This is a genomic window from Rhizobium esperanzae (assembly GCF_014197615.1).
Classification (GTDB): domain Bacteria; phylum Pseudomonadota; class Alphaproteobacteria; order Rhizobiales; family Rhizobiaceae; genus Rhizobium; species Rhizobium esperanzae_A.
In genome coordinates, this window is the sequence record NZ_JACIFY010000014.1 from 38743 (window position 1) to 55707 (window position 16965).

The 16965-nt window shown below is 62.3% G+C and carries 18 protein-coding genes; 7 read left to right on the forward strand and 11 right to left on the reverse strand.

Features of this window, described 5'->3' with window-relative positions:
• The first annotated feature begins 18 nt into the window (after nt 1–18).
• Nucleotides 19–1533 (forward strand): ABC transporter substrate-binding protein, encoded by a 1515-nt coding sequence (locus GGD57_RS18845; RefSeq protein WP_184471820.1) that lies wholly within the window; start codon nt 19–21, stop codon nt 1531–1533.
• 81 nt (nt 1534–1614) lie between these two features.
• On the opposite strand, the gene yghU is transcribed toward GGD57_RS18845, so the two are convergent.
• From yghU to GGD57_RS18885, 8 genes are all read right to left on the reverse strand, one after another.
• Nucleotides 1615–2490 (reverse strand): glutathione-dependent disulfide-bond oxidoreductase, encoded by an 876-nt coding sequence (gene yghU / locus GGD57_RS18850; protein WP_184471821.1) that lies wholly within the window; start codon nt 2488–2490, stop codon nt 1615–1617.
• A gap of 108 nt (nt 2491–2598) precedes the next feature.
• Nucleotides 2599–3711 carry an ABC transporter ATP-binding protein gene (locus GGD57_RS18855; RefSeq protein WP_184471822.1) on the reverse strand — a complete coding sequence of 371 codons (1113 nt, stop codon included), beginning with the start codon at nt 3709–3711 and terminating at the stop codon, nt 2599–2601.
• 24 nt (nt 3712–3735) lie between these two features.
• Nucleotides 3736–4116, reverse strand: a complete 381-nt coding sequence (locus tag GGD57_RS18860; RefSeq protein ID WP_088682596.1) for a cupin domain-containing protein — start codon at nt 4114–4116, stop codon at nt 3736–3738.
• 14 nt (nt 4117–4130) lie between these two features.
• Entirely contained in the window at nt 4131–5222 is a 1092-nt protein-coding gene (locus tag GGD57_RS18865) for a Gfo/Idh/MocA family protein (RefSeq protein ID WP_184471823.1), read from the reverse strand.
• A 2-nt stretch (nt 5223–5224) separates the two neighbouring features.
• The gene (locus GGD57_RS18870; RefSeq protein WP_184471824.1) at nt 5225–6052 is read right to left on the reverse strand and encodes a carbohydrate ABC transporter permease; all 828 of its coding nucleotides are present in this window, start codon (nt 6050–6052) and stop codon (nt 5225–5227) included.
• Nucleotides 6049–7011, reverse strand: coding sequence for a carbohydrate ABC transporter permease (locus tag GGD57_RS18875; protein WP_210303951.1), 963 nt, complete (start codon nt 7009–7011; stop codon nt 6049–6051). The genes GGD57_RS18870 and GGD57_RS18875 overlap by 4 nt, the downstream gene beginning before the upstream one ends.
• Before the next feature lie 32 nt (nt 7012–7043).
• Nucleotides 7044–8297 (reverse strand): ABC transporter substrate-binding protein, encoded by a 1254-nt coding sequence (locus GGD57_RS18880; RefSeq protein ID WP_184471826.1) that lies wholly within the window; start codon nt 8295–8297, stop codon nt 7044–7046.
• An 80-nt stretch (nt 8298–8377) separates the two neighbouring features.
• Nucleotides 8378–9031, reverse strand: a complete 654-nt coding sequence (locus tag GGD57_RS18885; protein WP_184471827.1) for a GntR family transcriptional regulator — start codon at nt 9029–9031, stop codon at nt 8378–8380.
• Nucleotides 9032–9162: 131 nt separating this feature from the next.
• Between GGD57_RS18885 and GGD57_RS18890 the strand changes: the two genes are divergently transcribed.
• Nucleotides 9163–10359, forward strand: a complete 1197-nt coding sequence (locus GGD57_RS18890) for a Tm-1-like ATP-binding domain-containing protein (protein ID WP_184471828.1) — start codon at nt 9163–9165, stop codon at nt 10357–10359.
• Nucleotides 10360–10369: 10 nt separating this feature from the next.
• Nucleotides 10370–11194, forward strand: a complete 825-nt coding sequence (locus GGD57_RS18895) for a phosphoenolpyruvate hydrolase family protein (RefSeq protein ID WP_210303952.1) — start codon at nt 10370–10372, stop codon at nt 11192–11194.
• A gap of 45 nt (nt 11195–11239) precedes the next feature.
• On the opposite strand, the gene GGD57_RS18900 is transcribed toward GGD57_RS18895, so the two are convergent.
• Entirely contained in the window at nt 11240–12091 is an 852-nt protein-coding gene (locus GGD57_RS18900) for an NAD(P)-dependent oxidoreductase (protein WP_184471830.1), read from the reverse strand.
• Nucleotides 12092–12308: 217 nt separating this feature from the next.
• Here GGD57_RS18900 and GGD57_RS18905 point away from each other — a divergent pair, with 217 nt between their 5' ends.
• The 3 genes from GGD57_RS18905 (at nt 12309) to GGD57_RS18915 (ending at nt 14107) form a co-directional block, all read left to right on the forward strand.
• Nucleotides 12309–12773 (forward strand): universal stress protein, encoded by a 465-nt coding sequence (locus tag GGD57_RS18905; RefSeq protein ID WP_184471831.1) that lies wholly within the window; start codon nt 12309–12311, stop codon nt 12771–12773.
• Between the two features lie 93 nt (nt 12774–12866).
• Nucleotides 12867–13781, forward strand: coding sequence for a DnaJ C-terminal domain-containing protein (locus GGD57_RS18910; RefSeq protein WP_184471832.1), 915 nt, complete (start codon nt 12867–12869; stop codon nt 13779–13781).
• Between the two features lie 2 nt (nt 13782–13783).
• A complete protein-coding gene (locus GGD57_RS18915) occupies nt 13784–14107 on the forward strand; it encodes a chaperone modulator CbpM (protein WP_184471833.1) in 324 nt (107 codons plus the stop codon).
• A gap of 30 nt (nt 14108–14137) precedes the next feature.
• On the opposite strand, the gene GGD57_RS18920 is transcribed toward GGD57_RS18915, so the two are convergent.
• On the reverse strand, nt 14138–15067 hold the full coding sequence (locus GGD57_RS18920; protein ID WP_184471834.1) for a phosphatidate cytidylyltransferase: 930 nt from the start codon (nt 15065–15067) through the stop codon (nt 14138–14140).
• Complete coding sequence (locus tag GGD57_RS18925) at nt 15064–15741, reverse strand: lysophospholipid acyltransferase family protein (protein WP_246713698.1); 678 nt, start codon at nt 15739–15741, stop codon at nt 15064–15066. The genes GGD57_RS18920 and GGD57_RS18925 overlap by 4 nt, the downstream gene beginning before the upstream one ends.
• 236 nt (nt 15742–15977) lie before the next feature.
• On the opposite strand from GGD57_RS18925, the gene GGD57_RS18930 reads away from it, so the two are divergent.
• On the forward strand, nt 15978–16964 hold the full coding sequence (locus GGD57_RS18930) for a BMP family protein (protein ID WP_184471835.1): 987 nt from the start codon (nt 15978–15980) through the stop codon (nt 16962–16964).
• The last annotated feature ends 1 nt before the right edge of the window (nt 16965 follow it).

Sequence of the window (16965 nt, forward strand, 5' to 3'; positions counted from 1 at the left end):
CACAAAGGGAACGAATTCATGACAAACAGGTGGAAATCAATCGGGCTTGCAGCCTTGCTCGCCGGCCTGACCCTCAGCGCAAGCTATGCCGAGGCGGCCGGCGTACTCACCATCGGCCGCCGCGAGGATTCGACGACGTTCGATCCGATCAAGACTGCCCAGAACATCGACAACTGGGTGTTCTCCAACGTCTACGACGTGCTGATCCGCGTCGACAAGACGGGTACGAAACTGGAGCCGGGCCTTGCCGAAAGCTGGACCACATCGGATGACGGGCTGACCTATACCTTCAAGATCCGCGATGCGAAATTCTCCGACGGTTCGCCGTTGACGGCGGAAGACGCGGCTTACAGCCTGCTGCGCATCCGCGATGACGCCGCCTCGCTGTGGAGCGATTCCTACAAGGTGATCGACACGGCGGTGGCGACCGACGCGCACACGCTGACGATCAAACTCAAGAACCCATCGGCGCCGTTCCTTTCGACGCTGGCGCTGCCGAATGCCTCGGTCATCTCCAAAAAGGGCATGGAAACGCTTGGTCCCGATGCCTATGGCGAAAAACCGATCGCATCCGGCGCCTTCACGGTCGACGAATGGCGGCGCGGCGATCGTGTCATCCTGAAGAAGAACCCGAACTTCTGGCAGGCCGATCGCGTCAAGCTCGACGGCGTCGAGTGGATCTCGGTGCCCGACGACAACACCCGCATGCTGAACGTTCAGGCCGGCGAGCTGGACACGGCGATTTTCGTGCCCTTCTCCCGCGTCGAGGAACTGAAGAAGGATCCGAACCTCAATGTCGATATCGACGCCTCGACCCGCGAGGATCATCTGCTGATCAACCACGCGCACGGCGCGCTCGCCAAGAAGGAAGTCCGCCAGGCGCTGGATCTGGCGATCGACAAGAAAGCGATCGTCGATACCGTCACCTTCGGCCAGGGCACGGTCGCCAATTCCTATATTCCGAAGGGCGCGCTCTACTATTACGCCGATAATCTGCAGCGGCCTTACGATCCGGCGAAGGCAAAGGAGCTGCTGGCGGCCGCCGGCGCCTCCGACCTGACGCTGAACTACCTGGTCCGCGCCGGCGACGAAGTCGACGAGCAGACGGCCGTGCTGGTCCAGCAGCAGCTGCAGAAGGCCGGCATCACCGCCAATCTGCAGAAGGTCGACCCGAGCCAGGAATGGGACATGATCGTTGCCGGCGATTACGACGTTTCGGTGAACTACTGGACCAACGACATTCTCGACCCGGACCAGAAGACCACCTTCGTTCTCGGCCATGATTCCAACAACAACTATGCCACCAACTACAAGAACGAGGCGGTGAAGGAATTGGTCGCCAAGGCGCGTCTGGAGCTCGATCCGAAGAAGCGCGAAGAGATGTATGTCGACCTGCAGAAGATGGCCAAGGACGACGTCAACTGGATCGACCTCTATTACAGCCCCTATATCAACGTCTCGCGCAAGAATATCGAGAACTTCTACCAGAACCCCCTCGGCCGCTTCTTCCTGGAAGACACGGTCAAGAACTGAGTTCGGGCAGCCTGTAAACGCTCCGCCGCCGTAAAGGCGGCGGAGCCTCATTTTTTTCTGCAACAGGCTGAGGCCGCTTGCTTACTCGGCAGCAGCCAGCTTGTCCTGCGTCCTGGTTTCGAAGTCGCTGGCGTCGTGACGTTCATGCAGCTGGCTCGACGGTTCGCCGGAGAGGCGGTTGACCATCCGGCCGCGCTGCACCGCCGGCCGGCTGTGGACAGCGTCGGCCCAGCGCAGCACGTTCTTATAGTCTTCGACCTGCAGGAACTCGGCCGCCCCGTAGGTCCAGCCCTTCACCAGGCCGCCATACCAGGGCCAGACGGCGATGTCGGCGATCGTATATTGGCTGCCCGCCAGATACTCGCTTTCGGCAAGGCGACGATCGAGCACGTCGAGTTGACGCTTCACCTCCATGGCGAAGCGGTCGATCGCATATTCGATTTTGACAGGCGCGTAAGCGTAGAAATGGCCGAAGCCGCCGCCGAGATAGGGTGCGCTTCCCATCTGCCAGAACAGCCAGGACAGGCATTCGGCGCGTTCGGCCGGCTCGGTCGGCAGGAGGGCGCCGAATTTTTCGGCGAGATAGGTGAGGATGGCGCCGGACTCGAAGACACGGATCGGCTTCGAACCGCTGCGGTCCATCAGCGCCGGGATTTTCGAGTTGGGATTGACGGCGACGAAGCCGCTGCCGAACTGGTCGCCATCGCCGATCCTGATCAGCCAGGCATCATATTCCGCGCCGCTATGACCGAGCGCCAGCAACTCTTCGAGCATGATGGTGACCTTCTGGCCGTTCGGCGTGCCGAGCGAATAGAGCTGCAGCGGATGGCGGCCGATCGGAAGCTCCTTGTCATGGGTCGGCCCTGCGATCGGGCGGTTGATGCTGGCGAACTGGCCGCCATTGGCCTTGTTCCAGGTCCAGACCTTCGGGGGCGTATAGTCGGGAGAACCGCTCATCTTCAAAACTCCTGGGATTGGTCAGACAGAGCGCGGCGCCGTTGGGGGCGCCGCGTTTTTCCTGACATAGCAGAGGCGAGGCGGTTTTGTCACAGGTTTGGAGCGGCCTCACGCAATCGTCAGAGCCTTGGCAAGCTTGAGGAAAACGTCCGCTTCGGGAAGACGCCTGCGTGTCGCGGCCGAAAACAGATGTTCACCGGCCGCCCGCAAGGTGAAACGGATGGTGTCGCCAGGCCTGACAGCAATGCGCTCGCGAAACAGCATATTGACGTTTTCTTCGCCGATCCGGGCGACGACCTGCGTTTCTGCCCCCGTCGGTTCGACGACCACGATCTTTGCCGGCGTCCCCTCCTCGGCGATGACGAACTGTTCCGGCCTGATGCCGTAGATCAACTCTTCACCGGGATCGGCCGTGCCGGGACGCAGGGACAGCGGCATGGCGATGCCGCTTTCGGTGCGGAAGATCGAAGGGGCGTCGGCCTGGATACGGCCCTTGAGCAGGTTCATCGCCGGCATGCCGATGAAGCCGGCGACGAAGGTGGTTGCCGGGCGATCATAGATCTCCAGCGGCGTTCCGATCTGCTCGACGATGCCGTCGCGCATCACGACGATGCGGTCGGCCATTGTCATCGCCTCGGTCTGGTCATGGGTGACGTAGACGGTAGTAATCTTCAGCCTCTGGTGCAGCTCCTTGATCTCGGCACGCATCGCCACGCGCAGCTTGGCGTCGAGATTGGAAAGCGGTTCGTCGAAGAGGAACACCTTCGGATCGCGCACGATCGCGCGGCCCATGGCGACGCGCTGGCGCTGGCCGCCCGAGAGATGACGCGGATGGCGGTCGAGATAGGGTTCCAGCGCCAGGATCTTGGCGGCGGACTGCACGCGGAGGCCGATCTCCTCCTTGGCCGTGCCGCGCAGCCTCAGGGAAAAGCCCATATTCTCGGCCACCGTCAGATGCGGATAGAGCGCATAGCTCTGGAACACCATGGCGACGTCCCGCTCCTTCGACGGCAGGTCGTTGACCATTCGGCCGCCGATCGAAAGCCGTCCGTCCGAGATCGTCTCCAGGCCGGCGATCATGCGCAGCAGTGTGGACTTGCCGCAGCCGGACGGCCCGACCAGCACGATGAATTCGCCATCCTCGATGTCGACGTCGACGCCGTGGATGACAGGTAGAGTGCCGTAGGATTTGCGGATGTTGTGAAGCGCGATCGACGCCATGATGTCTTCCCTTTCAGACGGCGTTCAGGCCGCGCCCTCGCCTTCATGATTGACCGCCGTCCGGGTGCCGGAGGAGAACATGATCAGGGCGAAGAGCGGTTCGTTGCCGAGCGCGCGCGCCCAGTGCCGGATATTGCGGGGGATGCGGATGGCGTCGCCAGGTTCGAGCCGATAAAGGGCATCACCGAGCTTGTGTTCGCAACTGCCGGAAACGACGTAGAGGATCTCCTCGCAGTCGGGATGCGAGTGCAGCTGGTTGCGCTCGCCGGGATTGATGCGGCAGGTGCCGAAGGTCATCTCGGCGCCGGGCGTGCCGTCGCCGGTGATCTTCCAGTTGAGTTCGCCCCAGCTGGTCGGCATGAATTCGCCGCCGGCTTTCCTGAAAATGATGTCGGTCTCGCTCAAGACTGTGCCTCCGGTCAGAGATTGGTGGTGACGCCGGCATCCGTGCGTCTGTAGAATTCAAAGAGCTTCATGATCTCTCGGGCGATTTCGAGCGTGCCCCTCGTGATCGGCGTGCCGGCAAGGATCGCATCCGTCAGATGCAGGATCTCGGGCACATAGCCGAGATAGAAGAGGTTGTTGTTGTAGAGCTGGCCGAGCGAATGCTCCGGCTCATAGAACAGCGCGGCATTCTCGTCCGGCTGGATGAAGCTTGCGGCGCGGCCATAGGACGGCAGGTCCGCCTTGCGGAAATAGGTCAGACGGCTGCCGTTTTCGACGATGGCGTTGGCGCCCTCGCCGATGATTTCGACCCGCTCGAAGATGCTGCCGCCCGATTGGCCGGCGGCAAGATGCAGCGTGCCGATCGCGCCGGAGCGGAAGCGCAGGCTGGTGACGCTTGCGCCCGTCAGCGCCTCCCATTCGTAGCCCGCGCGCTCGATCTCGCCGCCGAGAAAATTGAGGATCGCGCCCGGATGGTAGATATGATCGAGGAAGCTCTGCATCTTGACGAGATCGGCGCGGTCTTCCGGGCTCGGCAGGCTCTGGGGATAGCGGACATTGATCGAGGTCAGCCTGCCGAAGCTGGGCGAGCCGATCAAATCCTTGAGTTTCTCGATCGTCGGAAAGAAAGTCTTCTTGAGGCCGGTCATCACCATGCGGCCGGCCGCCGCACTTGCCGCCTGCAGCCTGTCGATATCGCCGATGCTTGCCGCCGTCGGCTTTTCCATCCAGACATGCGCGCCTGCCGCCAGCGCGTCGAGCGCCAGGTCGGTCGCCTGGACACGGCCGTCTGGATGATAGGCGGTGACGAGAAAGACCAGTTCGGGCTTTTCCCGCTCCAGCATCTCGCGATGATCGGTATAGGCTTTGCCGGCGCCGAAGAGTTTTGCGAATTTCTCGGCGCGGCCGAGATCGAGATCGCAGATGCCGGCAAGTTCCACCGGCGCATAACGCAGCGCCGGATAGACATTGCGGTAGGCATGGCCGCCGGCGCCGATGAAGCAGGCCTTGATACGGTGATCGAATTCGAAATTGTAGCGGATTTCCCGCTGGACGTGATGCGACATGGTCAGCCCTTGATTGCTCCCTGCGTCAGCCCCTCGGTGAAGCGGCGCTGCATCAGGATGTAGAAAAGAATGATCGGCAGGAACGAAATGACGGTGCCCGAGAAGACCAGGCGGTAATCGGAAGCATAGGTGCTGGCGAAACGGACCAGCCCGAGCGGCAGCGTCTGTACCTCAGGGCTGATCAGCACGATCAGCGGCAGGAAGAAATCGTTCCAGGTGGAGAGCGCGCTGATGATGACGAGCGCCTGCACGGCGGGCGTCGAGATCGGCAGAAAGACCTTGGTGAGAATCTGGAAATGCGACGCGCCGTCGATCTTGGCGGCCTCGATCAAATCGTCGGGCACGCCGATGAAGAAGCTCCGCATCAGGAAGATGCCGAAGGGAATGCCGTTGCTGACCTGCACCAGCACGATACCAGCAAGCGTGTTGACGAGGTTCAGCCCGAAGAGCACCTGGTAGAGCGGGATGACGATCGCCTGGACCGGCACGGTCAGCCCGAGGATGAAGGCATAGAACAGCCATTCCCGGCCGGGAAAACGGATCTTGGCAAGGGCATAGCCGGCCGGCGCGCAGGTGATGAGCGACAGGGCGACGACGCCGGCGAGGTTGATGAGGCTGTTGCCGACGAGATCGCCGAAGCCGCCGATCTGCCAGGCGTCGAGATAATTCCGCCACATCAGGTCGGCGGGCCAGGTGAAGGGATCGGCCTGGCCGATCTCGGCCTCGCTCTTGAAGCTCGAAATCAAGAGCCAGACGAAGGGGGCGAGGATCAGGATCAAGACCGGGGTCAGCGCCAGCGCCACCGGCCATTCCCGATTGCGCACACTCATTGGGAAAGCCTCGCGCGCCAGCGGTTGAAGACGATGGTGATGGCGATCGCAAGCAGGCTGAGCAGGATGCAGAGCACCGCCGCAAGCCCGTGATCCTGGGACTGGAAGGCAAGCCGGTAGATGTAGGTCGTGATCAGCTCGCTCTGATAGAACGGGCCGCCATTGGTCATGACGAAGACCGTGGCGAAGCCCTTCAGGCCGTTGATCATCGCCAGCGAGACGACGAAGGTGGTCACCTCGCGAAGCCCCGGCAGCGTGACATAGATCAGCTTCTGGAAGGCGTTGGCGCCGTCCACTTCGGCCGCGTCGTACAGCGAGTGGTCGATATTCTGCAGGCCGGCGATGAAGAGCAGCATGTAAAGGCCGAAACCCTGCCACGAGCTTGCGACATTGACGGAGAACAGCACCAGCGCAGGATCGGAAAGCCAGCCTTGCGTGAAGGCGCCGAGCCCGATCTGCGTCAGGGCCGTGTTCAGCAGGCCGAAAAACGGATCGTAGATATTGGCCCAGATGACGCCGACCACGGCGAGCGAGACCAGATGCGGCAGGAAGAAAGCGGTGCGGAAGAAGACTTGCGTCACTCTCAGCCTGCTGACGGCAAGCGCCAGCAGAAGGCCGAGCCCGCCCGCCATCACCACATGATAGGCCAGCCAGAGGAAGGTATGGACGAGGCTCTTCCAGACGATCGGGTCCTGGGCCGCCTTGGCGTAATTATCGACGCCGACGAAGCTTGCTGATGTATTGAAGCCGGCCGAGCTGTTGAAGCTCAGCCAGAAGGTGGCGGCGATCGGCAGCAGCGTGAAGACCGCATAAAGTGCCAGCGCCGGCGCCATCAGCCAGAATGCGGTGCGGGCATCGCCATCGGCTGAGGTCGAACCGGCCGTTCGTGGTCTCGACATACGGGCGGGGTTGCCGCCCGTATGTCCCGCCACGGCAGGGGCAGTGCTGAGAGGAGCCATGACCTTGCTTCCGGGCGTTTCTGGAATGACCACTATTTCGCCTCTGCCATTTTCGCCTGGATCTGCTTCATGCCGTCCTCGCCGCCGATCTGGCCGGAGATGAGGCCCTGGATGACCTGGAAGTAGGTGTCGAGCACGGGGCCTGGCAGATAGACGCTCGGATTGTAACCGACGCCGCCGGCCGCGGCCGCGAAGATGTCCTTCAGCACGGGTGTCGGCGGCTCGACACCGGGGATTTCACGCGGATAGATCATCGTGCTTGCCGGATCCTGCGCGCGTTTTTTCATCACCGCATCCGACAGCATGAAGTCGATCCACTTCATCGCAAGCTCCGGCTGCTTTGAGTTGACCGGGACCAGCCAGCTCCAGCCTACGCCACCGGTCGGGATATCAGCACCGTTGATGTCGGAAGGCATGGGCGCATACCCTGCGTTAGTGAGGTCATAACCGGCTTTGCGGGCATTGGCGGTGAACCAGGGGCCGGCAACGAACATGGCCGCGCGCTTGTTGAACCAGAGGCGCGAGGCGCCGTCGAGATCGAGACCGGCCATCTCCTTCTTGATGTAGCCAGCCTCGACCAGCTTCTGTAGCCGGACGGCGCCGGCGGCGACCGATGGATCGTCCCAGGCGATCTCGCGGCGCAGCGCCTTGCCGATCACCTCCTTGCCGCTTGCCGATTGCAGCAGGTTGCCGAAGAGATGACCGGCGCTGCCTGTTGTGCGCGGACCGATGGCGATCGGTTGCAGGCCGGCCGCGTCGATTGATTTCATCAGCGTCTCGAACTCGGCCCAGGTTGCCGGGATCTTCCAGCCCGCTTGTTCGAAAAGATCCTTGTGGTACCAGATGCCGAGAGCATCGAGCCCATCGGGAACTTCGTAGATTTCGCCGCCGAACTGGCCCTTCAGCTCGGTGTAGAGCCAGGGATAGATCTCATTCTTCCAGCCGCGTTTTTTATATTGCTCGGTGAGCGGCATGACCTGCTTGGCGTTCTTGACGACGCTGATACGGCCGATGCCGGAGTTGGTGAGGATGACGTCAGGGCCGGCATCCGACTGGATGACCGCCTGCACCGCGCCGTTGCTGATCGTGCCGGTCGGCGGTATGAATTCGACTGTTACACCGGGATTGGCCTTCTCGAAATCGGCCTTGATGCCGTTCCAGAGCTGTGCGACCAGCGGTTCGGTGATCTGCTCGGGACCCCACATTTTCAGGGTTTCGGCATGCGCCGGCAAGCTTACGGCGATCATCGCCGCCAGCGCCGTTGTGCGGGCAAGAAACTTCAGCATTGCTCCCTCCTCCGGGCCTCTCCTCGGCCACGTTTTTTGACTGTTGAAAAGGAGACCTCCCTCTCCTTCACTGCATTCGGCTAACCCTTTTGAAAGCGCGCCATGACGGCCTGCTGGACGTCGCTGATATGCGCGTGCATCAGGGCCTTGGCGCGAGTAATGTCGCGCGCCCTGAAAGCCTGCAGGATCTGATCGCGCTCCTCGGCCGCCCTTTCGGCGAGGTCGCGGCTCTCATTGGCGATCGAGCGGCAGATCTGGATTTGCAGCGCGAGCCGCGCCAGCGTTTCGACCAGCGGCGCGCTTCCCGAAAGCTCGGCGATGGTCTCGTGGAATTCCTTGTCGCGGATGCCGTAAGTCGCCATGTCGCCGCGGCGCAGTGCCGCCACCGCCTCGTCCAGGATGCGCTCGAAGTTCGCGATATGCCGGTCGCTCATCTCGGGAACGGCGAGCTCGACGGCGAAACATTCGAGCGTCTTGCGCAGATTATAGAGGTCGTCGATCTCCTTCGGCGTGAAGCTGCGCACGAAGAAGCCGCGATAAGGCTTGATCTCGATCAGCCCTTCCTTGGCAAGCGTGCCGATCGCCTCGCGAAACGGCGTGCGGCTGACCTGCAGGCGCTCCGTCAATTCCTTTTCATCGATCGAGACGCCGCTCGGCAGTTCGCCGGAGACGATCAGGCGAACGATTTCCTCGTAGATCCGCTCGCGAAGGGTGAGGTGGCGCGGTGCGTTCATGGTCTCCATTTCCGTCTGGCGTTCGTGATTTAAGTATGCAATATGCTAAAGAATATACAATATGGAAAATACAAAAACAGGAACTTTATAGAAAATAAGCGGAAAACGGCTCAAAAAGAGGAGGAAAACCAATGGGAAAGGTCTATATCGTCGGCACGTGCGACACCAAGGGAGCAGAACTGAGCTACGCCAAGGAGGTGGTTCTTGCGGCTGGAGCCGATGCCTTACTGGTTGATGTCGGTACGCTCGGGGACGGCGCCGGCGCCGATATCCGTGCACGCGACGTCACCGAATTTTATCCTGGGGGTGCCGCGGCCGTGCTCGGGCAGACCGATCGCGGAACGGCGGTCTCTGCCATGGCCAAGGCGCTGACGGCGTTCCTGAAATCGCGTGACGATATCGGCGCCGTGCTCGGCCTCGGCGGAACCGGCAACACCGCGCTTGTCACGGAGGCGATGCGGGCGCTCCCCATCGGCCTGCCGAAACTGATGGTTTCGACGGTCGCTTCAGGCAATGTGGCGCCCTATGTCGGACCGAACGACCTCACGATGATGTATTCGGTCGTCGACGTCGCCGGCCTGAACGCGATCTCGCGCAAGGTGATCGGCAATGCCGCCAATGCGGCGGCCGGCATGGCCCGCAACCCCATTCCCGCCTCGATGGACGACCGGCCGGGCATCGGCATGACCATGTTCGGCGTCACCACTTCCTGCGTCACCCAGGTTCGCGAGATGCTCGGCGAGACGCATGAAATCTACGTCTTTCATGCCACAGGCGTCGGCGGCCAGTCGATGGAGAAGCTTGCCGATTCCGGCCTGCTGCAGGGCGTGATCGATGTGACGACGACGGAGGTTCCCGATCTCCTTGTCGGCGGTGTCTTTCCGGCGACAGAGGATCGCTTCGGCGCCATCATCCGCACCGGCCTGCCCTATGTCGGCTCGGTCGGCGCCGTCGACATGGTGAATTTCGGAGCGCGGGAAACGGTGCCGGCAGCCTTCCGCGACCGCAAGCTCCACGTCCACAATGCGCAGGTGACACTGATGCGCACCACGCCGGAAGAAAACAGCCGGATCGGCGCCTTCATCGTCGAACGGCTCAACCGGATGCAAGGCCCGGTCCGCTTCCTGCTGCCGCTTCAGGGCGTTTCGGCAATCGACGCCGCCGGCCAGCCGTTCCACGATCCCGAGGCCGACGCGGCGCTGTTTTCCGCCATCCGCACCGGTTGGCGCGATGCGCCGAACAAGCGTCTCGTCGAGATCGATGCCCATATCAACAGCCCGGAATTTGCCGCCGCGCTCGTCGCGAGCTTCCACGAGATCCATGCCTGAGGAGAGAGTTTTGACCCGTATCGACAGAAACGACATATTGAAGAAGCTTCGCCGCAAGATCGCCGAAGGCCGGCCGATCATCGGCGGCGGCGCCGGCACCGGCCTTTCCGCCAAGAGCGAGGAAGCCGGCGGCATCGACCTGATCGTGATCTATAATTCCGGCCGTTACCGCATGGCCGGGCGCGGCTCGCTCGCCGGTCTGCTCGCCTATGGCAATGCCAACGAGATCGTCAAGGAGATGGGCCGCGAAGTGCTGCCGGTCGTGCGCCATACGCCGGTGCTTGCCGGCGTCAACGGCACCGATCCCTTCATGCTGCCCGATCACTTCCTCGACGAGCTGAAGGCAATGGGTTTTGCCGGCATCCAGAACTTTCCCACGGTCGGGCTGATCGACGGCACCTTCCGCGCCAATCTCGAGGAGACCGGCATGGGTTTCGATCTGGAGATCGACATCATCGCCCGCGCTCACGCCAAGGACATGCTGACGACCCCTTACGTCTTCAGCAGCGACGACGCGGTTGCCATGACCAAGGCGGGTGCCGACATCGTCGTCTGCCATCTCGGCTTGACCACCGGGGGCGCGATCGGCGCCGAAACGGCGCTGACGCTCGACGGCTGCGTGGAAAAGATCACCGCGTGGTCGGATGCCGCAAGATCGGTACGCGACGACGTCATCGTGCTTTGCCACGGCGGGCCGATCGCCATGCCCGCGGATGCGGCCTATGTGCTCGCCCGTTGCAAGGACTGCAACGGTTTTTACGGCGCAAGCTCGATGGAGCGGCTGCCGACCGAAGTCGCGATCAGGGCACAGGTCGAGGATTTCGCGAAGATATAGGCGTCGGTTGAACCGGCCGCACGCCGGCGGCGAAAAGCGATGTTGTCAGCTGCCTGTTTCCGGAGGCGCGAGGATGTCGTCCAACTGTGCGACGAGCGCGCGGCTGCCCTCCACATCCTCCGCCAGCCTGGAGAAAACACTCGCCATGCCCCGGAAGATCGTTGCCGCCGGATCATCCTCTCCGAGGAAGTCCGCGATCTCCTGCATTTCGGCGACCCAGCGATAGGCTTTCGGATACATGTCGGGAATCGATTTCGACAGCTTGCGGTCGACGTCGGGGAGGCTTTCGGCGAGTTCGGCCTTCAGGCTTTCGGCAGCGCCTGAGCGGGATGCGGCAAGCAGCATCGAAGCGCCGAGGCCGATAAATCCCTTGTTGATGCCGGCATAACACATCTTCAGCGCCGAAGCCGCGCCGAGCGGCCCGTCGAGCCTGCGGATCCGCAAGCCGCAATCTTCGAGCAGCCTGCTTCGCTCAGCACCATCGCCGCTGACATAGACGGTCGGACCTGATCTTCCGGCAACCGGTGGCCCGCCGATGATGGCGCCATCGAGCACCTCCGCGCCGCTGCCTGCGAACCGTGCCGCCAGCGCCTGCATGGTTTTCGGCGCAATGGCGTTGAGGTCGATGAAGGGCGCGGGCGCCGATAGCCCCGACGATATCTCCGCGACGAATTCGGCAACATTGAGCGCTTCCGCCGGCGGAACGATCGACAGGATCAGTTCGGCCTTCGCCAGTTCCTGGCGGCCGACCGGCACCATGCCGGCCGCCTTTGCCCGCGCTATCGTCGGCTCGCTCCTGCCCTCGAGATAAGTCAGCACCACGGCGCCATGGTCGATCAGCCGTTTGGCGACGGCGCTTCCCATCGCGCCCGATCCGATAATTGCGATATTCGGCATGTGAACCTCAATGATGGACGACATGCCGCTAAAGCTATTGCCGATGGCCGGGCCGTCAACTGCGACGTTCCGCCCCGAAGCTCATCCTGAACAGAGGACCACGTCCTGGGGGCGACGTTGCGATATCGCGGCATTTCTGCTTGATATCGGTCAAAGCAGGGACGGTCGACGGCGGCTACGATGGGTACGAGCTTTCGCATTGGGGGATATCGAATCAATGTATCGGACGATCATCTGCGGCATCGGCATGGGTTCCCGGCAAACGGCAAACCGTCTTCTGCGCCGGGCTGCAGCACTTGTGGATGACGGCGGCAGCATCGTTGTCACGCATGTCATCGAGAATATCCCGCATCGTCACCTGACGGAGCTTCCCGAGCCATTCGAAACGACCGCCATCGTCGATGCCGAAAAGAAACTGGCAGCCCTCTGCAAGGAGCTCGGCATTCCGGCAAGGATCGAGGTCCGTATCGGTGTTGCCGCTTCCGCGCTGGTCGCAGTCGCCAGGGAGACCTCGGCCGATCTCATCCTGCTGTCATCGCATGTCAGCGATATTACCGACTACGTCTTCTCCTCGATCGTCGAGAAGGTCGTGCGTCACGCCGGATGCTCGGTTCTCATCGACCGGCGGCCCGATCACGCCGAACGCTTGACGTCTCAAGCGGAAGACGAGGCGTCACTCTGACCTTCCGCCGCCTCCCCTCCCCGGCGGCGGTTTGAGAACCTATATCTTTCCCAAGCCAACCGGCAGTATCGACTGCCCTGACTGGAGATATGCATGAGCCAGGATCCCTATGAGCTTCTGGGCGTGAAGCGGGATGCGACGCAAAAAGACATTCAAAGCGCCTTCCGCAAGCTCGCCAAGAAACTGCACCCCGACCTCAACCCTGGCGACAAACACGCGGAGGAACGGTTCAAGGTAATTTCGACCGCTTACGAGATCTTGAGCGATGAGGAAAAGCGTGGCCGCTTCGACCGCGGCGAGATCGACATGACGGGCGCCGAACGGGCGCAGCGCAGCTATTACCGCGACTATGCCTCGGCGAGCGGCGCCGACAATCCCTATCACAACAGTTCCGGCTTTGCCGATTTCGGCGATGCCAGCGATTCCTTTGCCAATTTCTTTTCGCGCCGTTCCGGCAGCGGCAGGATGCGCAGCCAAGGCCAGGACCGGCGTTTCTCGTTGGAGGTCGACTTTCTCGAGGCCGTCAACGGCACCAGAACCGAGATCAAGCTGCCGGGCGGGCCGCAGCTCGACGTGCAGATCCCGCCCGGCACCCGCGACGGCCAGACCTTGCGGCTGCGCGGCAAGGGCGAGCCGGGCATTGGCGGCGGGCCGCCGGGCGATGCGCTCATCGAAATCCGCGTGAGCCCTCACCGCTTCTTCACCCGCGATGGCGACGATATCCGCTTGGAATTGCCGATTTCGCTCGATGAAGCCGTGCTCGGCGGCAAGGTCCGGGCGCCCACGCCTTCGGGACCGGTCAACCTGACACTGCCCCCGCACTCGAATACAGGCAAGGTCCTGCGTCTCAAGGGCAAAGGTGCTGCCAAACGTGGCGGCGGTCACGGCGACGTCTATGTCACTTTGAAGATCGTGCTGCCCGACAATCCCGACGAACGGTTGACGTTACTGGTGAAGGAATGGGCGGCGGCAAATCCACACGATCCGAGGAAGAACATGGAGACCTGATCATGGATGATCTCGAATTCCGTCTTTACTTGAAAATCGACATCGACCAGCTCGACCTCTGGATCGAACAGGGTTGGCTGATCCCCGAGACATCGGGCGGGCAACGGCAATTTCGCGACGCCGACGTCGCGCGTGCCCGGCTAATCCTGGACCTCATGGGAAACATGGGCGTCAACGAAGCCGGCGTCGATATCGTCATGGAGCTGGTGGACGAATTGCACGGCCTGCGGGGAACGATGGGCCAGTTGATGACGGCCATCGGCAGGCAGGAGCGGGATGTTCAGCGCCGGCTGTTCGAGAGCCTGGAAGACATCGGTCGGCATTGAACGATCGGCCGCAGCCTCCGGATATTCGCCTCAGACGGTGTACCAGTAGCGGACGATGTGGAAGAACAGTGGCGCGGCAAAGGTGATGGAGTCCAGGCGGTCGAGCACGCCGCCGTGACCCTCGATCACATAGCCCCAGTCCTTGGCGTTGAGGTCGCGCTTGATCGCCGAGAGCACGAAACCGCCGAAGAAGCCCGCGACGACGATGACGGTGCTGATGGCTGCGGCTTGCAGAGGCGAGAACGGCGTCAGGCGATAGAGCAGCGTTCCGACAAGGATGGCCGAGGCGCCGCCGCCAAAGAGGCCTTCGAGCGTCTTCGAGGGGCTGATGTTCGGCGAGAAGCGGTGTTTTCCCAGAAGCTTGCCCCAGACATATTGGAAGACGTCGCTGAGCTGCACGACGATGACGAGATAGACGAGGAGGAGGGCCGAGGGCGTGCCGGTCTGCAGCATCAGAAGTGCGGGAGCATGGCTGATCGAATAGACCGTCAGCATCAATCCCCATTGCACCCTGGCGGTGCGCGCCAGGAATTCGTTGACGTCGCCCGTCAAAGTCGCCACCGCCGGCAGGATCAGGAAGGCATAGACGGGAATGAAGATCGCAAAGAGGCCGTACCAGAGTGTCCCGAGCAGCACGTAGTGCACCGGCAGGACGACGAAGAAGGACAGGAACAGCGCCAGATGGTCGCCGCGTCGCGATGGCGTCAGCGTCCAGAATTCGCGAAGCGCCATGAAGGACAGGAATGCGAAGAGGACGACCACCGCGGTATCGCCGAGCAGGATCGCGCCGCCGAATATCGCCACCATGATCCACCAGGAGCGGATTCGGGCATTGAGATTGTGGACGGTCGCGACGGAGCCGGGCTCGGTCGCGCGCCGTTGAAGGATGAAGCCGATGGCCGAGGCGACCGCCAGCAGGCCGAGGATTGCGGCAAGCACGATGGAGAAAAAGCTGGTCATGCGATGTGCTTTCCGTCCGCTAGCTCGATGACTGCCGCACGGGCGCGGGCCAGGAACGCGTCCTTTCCTTCGCCCGGTTCGACGCGCAGCGGCTTGCCGAAGCGCGCCGTGCAGGTGATCGGTACGATGAGCCAGCTTCCCTTCGGCAGGATGCGCTGAAGATTGTCGAGGTGGATCGGCACGAGATCGACATCGGGGAAACGGCAGGCAAGGCGATAGATGCCACTGCGGAAAGGAGCGATATCCTCGCTGGCGCTTCTCGTGCCTTCCGGGAAGATCAGGACCGAGCGCCCCTCCTCGAGCAGGCGCTCGACCGGCTCTAGCGGATTGCTGTCGGGCAGAGGCTTGCGGTCTATCAGGACGGCGCGCAGGCCTTTCTCGGCAATGAAACGCCGAAAAGCGCTCGTTCCCCAGTAATCGCGCGCCGCAACCGGGTGGGTCAGCCGCCGCACCGGCCACGGCAGGGCAGCCATGACGGCAACGGTATCGACATGGCTGTTGTGATTGGCGAAATAGATGCGGCGGCGGGGGTCGGGCGTACAGCCCCGCCACTCGCTTCGGGCGCCGACCATGATCCGGACGAACAGCACGAGAAGGCGGCGGACGAGCGCGATCGGCCAGGACGACGACCGGCTCGCGATCGGCCGCCGCGAGGCGTGTTCTTCTTCACCCATTTCAATTTCCCCAACCCAATAGTTCTATGCATAGCCTGCCGGAGTCGTCGCGCCAAGCCCTGCAGATTCGGCCCCAGGAGCTCGGCGGCGCCGGGCGTGCAGCCCTGCCATATCTCGTTCTTTCAGCCAGGTCGTGGCGGTCGATCAGCCTGATTTTTAAGCTCAATCCTTGCTTGACACATTTTTGGGCGTTGCTATGATTTTTGAACCAAATGGTAAAAAAAGGGGAGCAATCAATGACCAAAGACATCCTGATTTCACGCCGGGCAGTCATCGCATCGGGCATTGCGCTTGGCGTCAGCGGCCTCGCCCCGCTCGCAAGGGCTGCTGCCCCGTTGAAAGTTGCGGGCATTCATGCCTCGCCGGTCGAAAATGCCTGGAATTCCTGTCTTCACAAGGCCCTTCAGGACGCGGCCAAGGACGGCGTCATCGAATATGTCTTCTCCGAAGGCGTCTCCGGCACCGATTATCCCCGCGCCATGCGCGAATATGCCGAACAGGGCAACAAGCTGATCATCGGCGAGGCCTATGCCGTGGAGAAGGAGGCCCGGCAGGTCGCGGCCGACTATCCCGATACGGCTTTCGTGCTGGGTTCGAGCGGCGAGCAGGCCGGCGACAATTTCGGTGTCTTCGGCACCTGGAACTATGACGGCGCCTATCTGGCCGGCATGCTGGCGGGCAAGATGACCAAGTCGAATGTCGTCGGTTCGGTCGGCGCCATTCCGATCCCCGAGGTCAACATGCTGATCAACGCCTTCGCCGCGGGGGTCAAGGCCGTCAACCCGGATGCAAAACACCTCGTCTCGTTCATCGGCACCTTCTTCGATCCGCCGAAGGCCCGCGAAGCCGGTCTTGCCCAGATCGACGCCGGCGCCGACATCCTGTTCGGCGAGCGTATCGGCACGGCCGACGCCGCCAAGGAACGCGGCATCAAGTCGATCGGCTCGCTGATCGATTACACGCCGCGCTATCCGGATACGGTGTTCGCCAACGCCATGTGGTACTTCCGCCCGATCCTGAATGCCGCGATCGCCGATGTCGCCGCCGGAAAACCGGTCGGCCGGAACTACACGTCCTACGGCCTGATGAAGGAAGGCGGCAGCGATATCGTCTTCGTCAAGGGCGTCGCGCCCGCCGAAGCGGAGGCCGCGATGGAAGCCAAGCGCGCCGAGATCAAGGCCGGCACCTTCGAGGTTCCGAAGATGATGGACGAGCCGAAGTAAT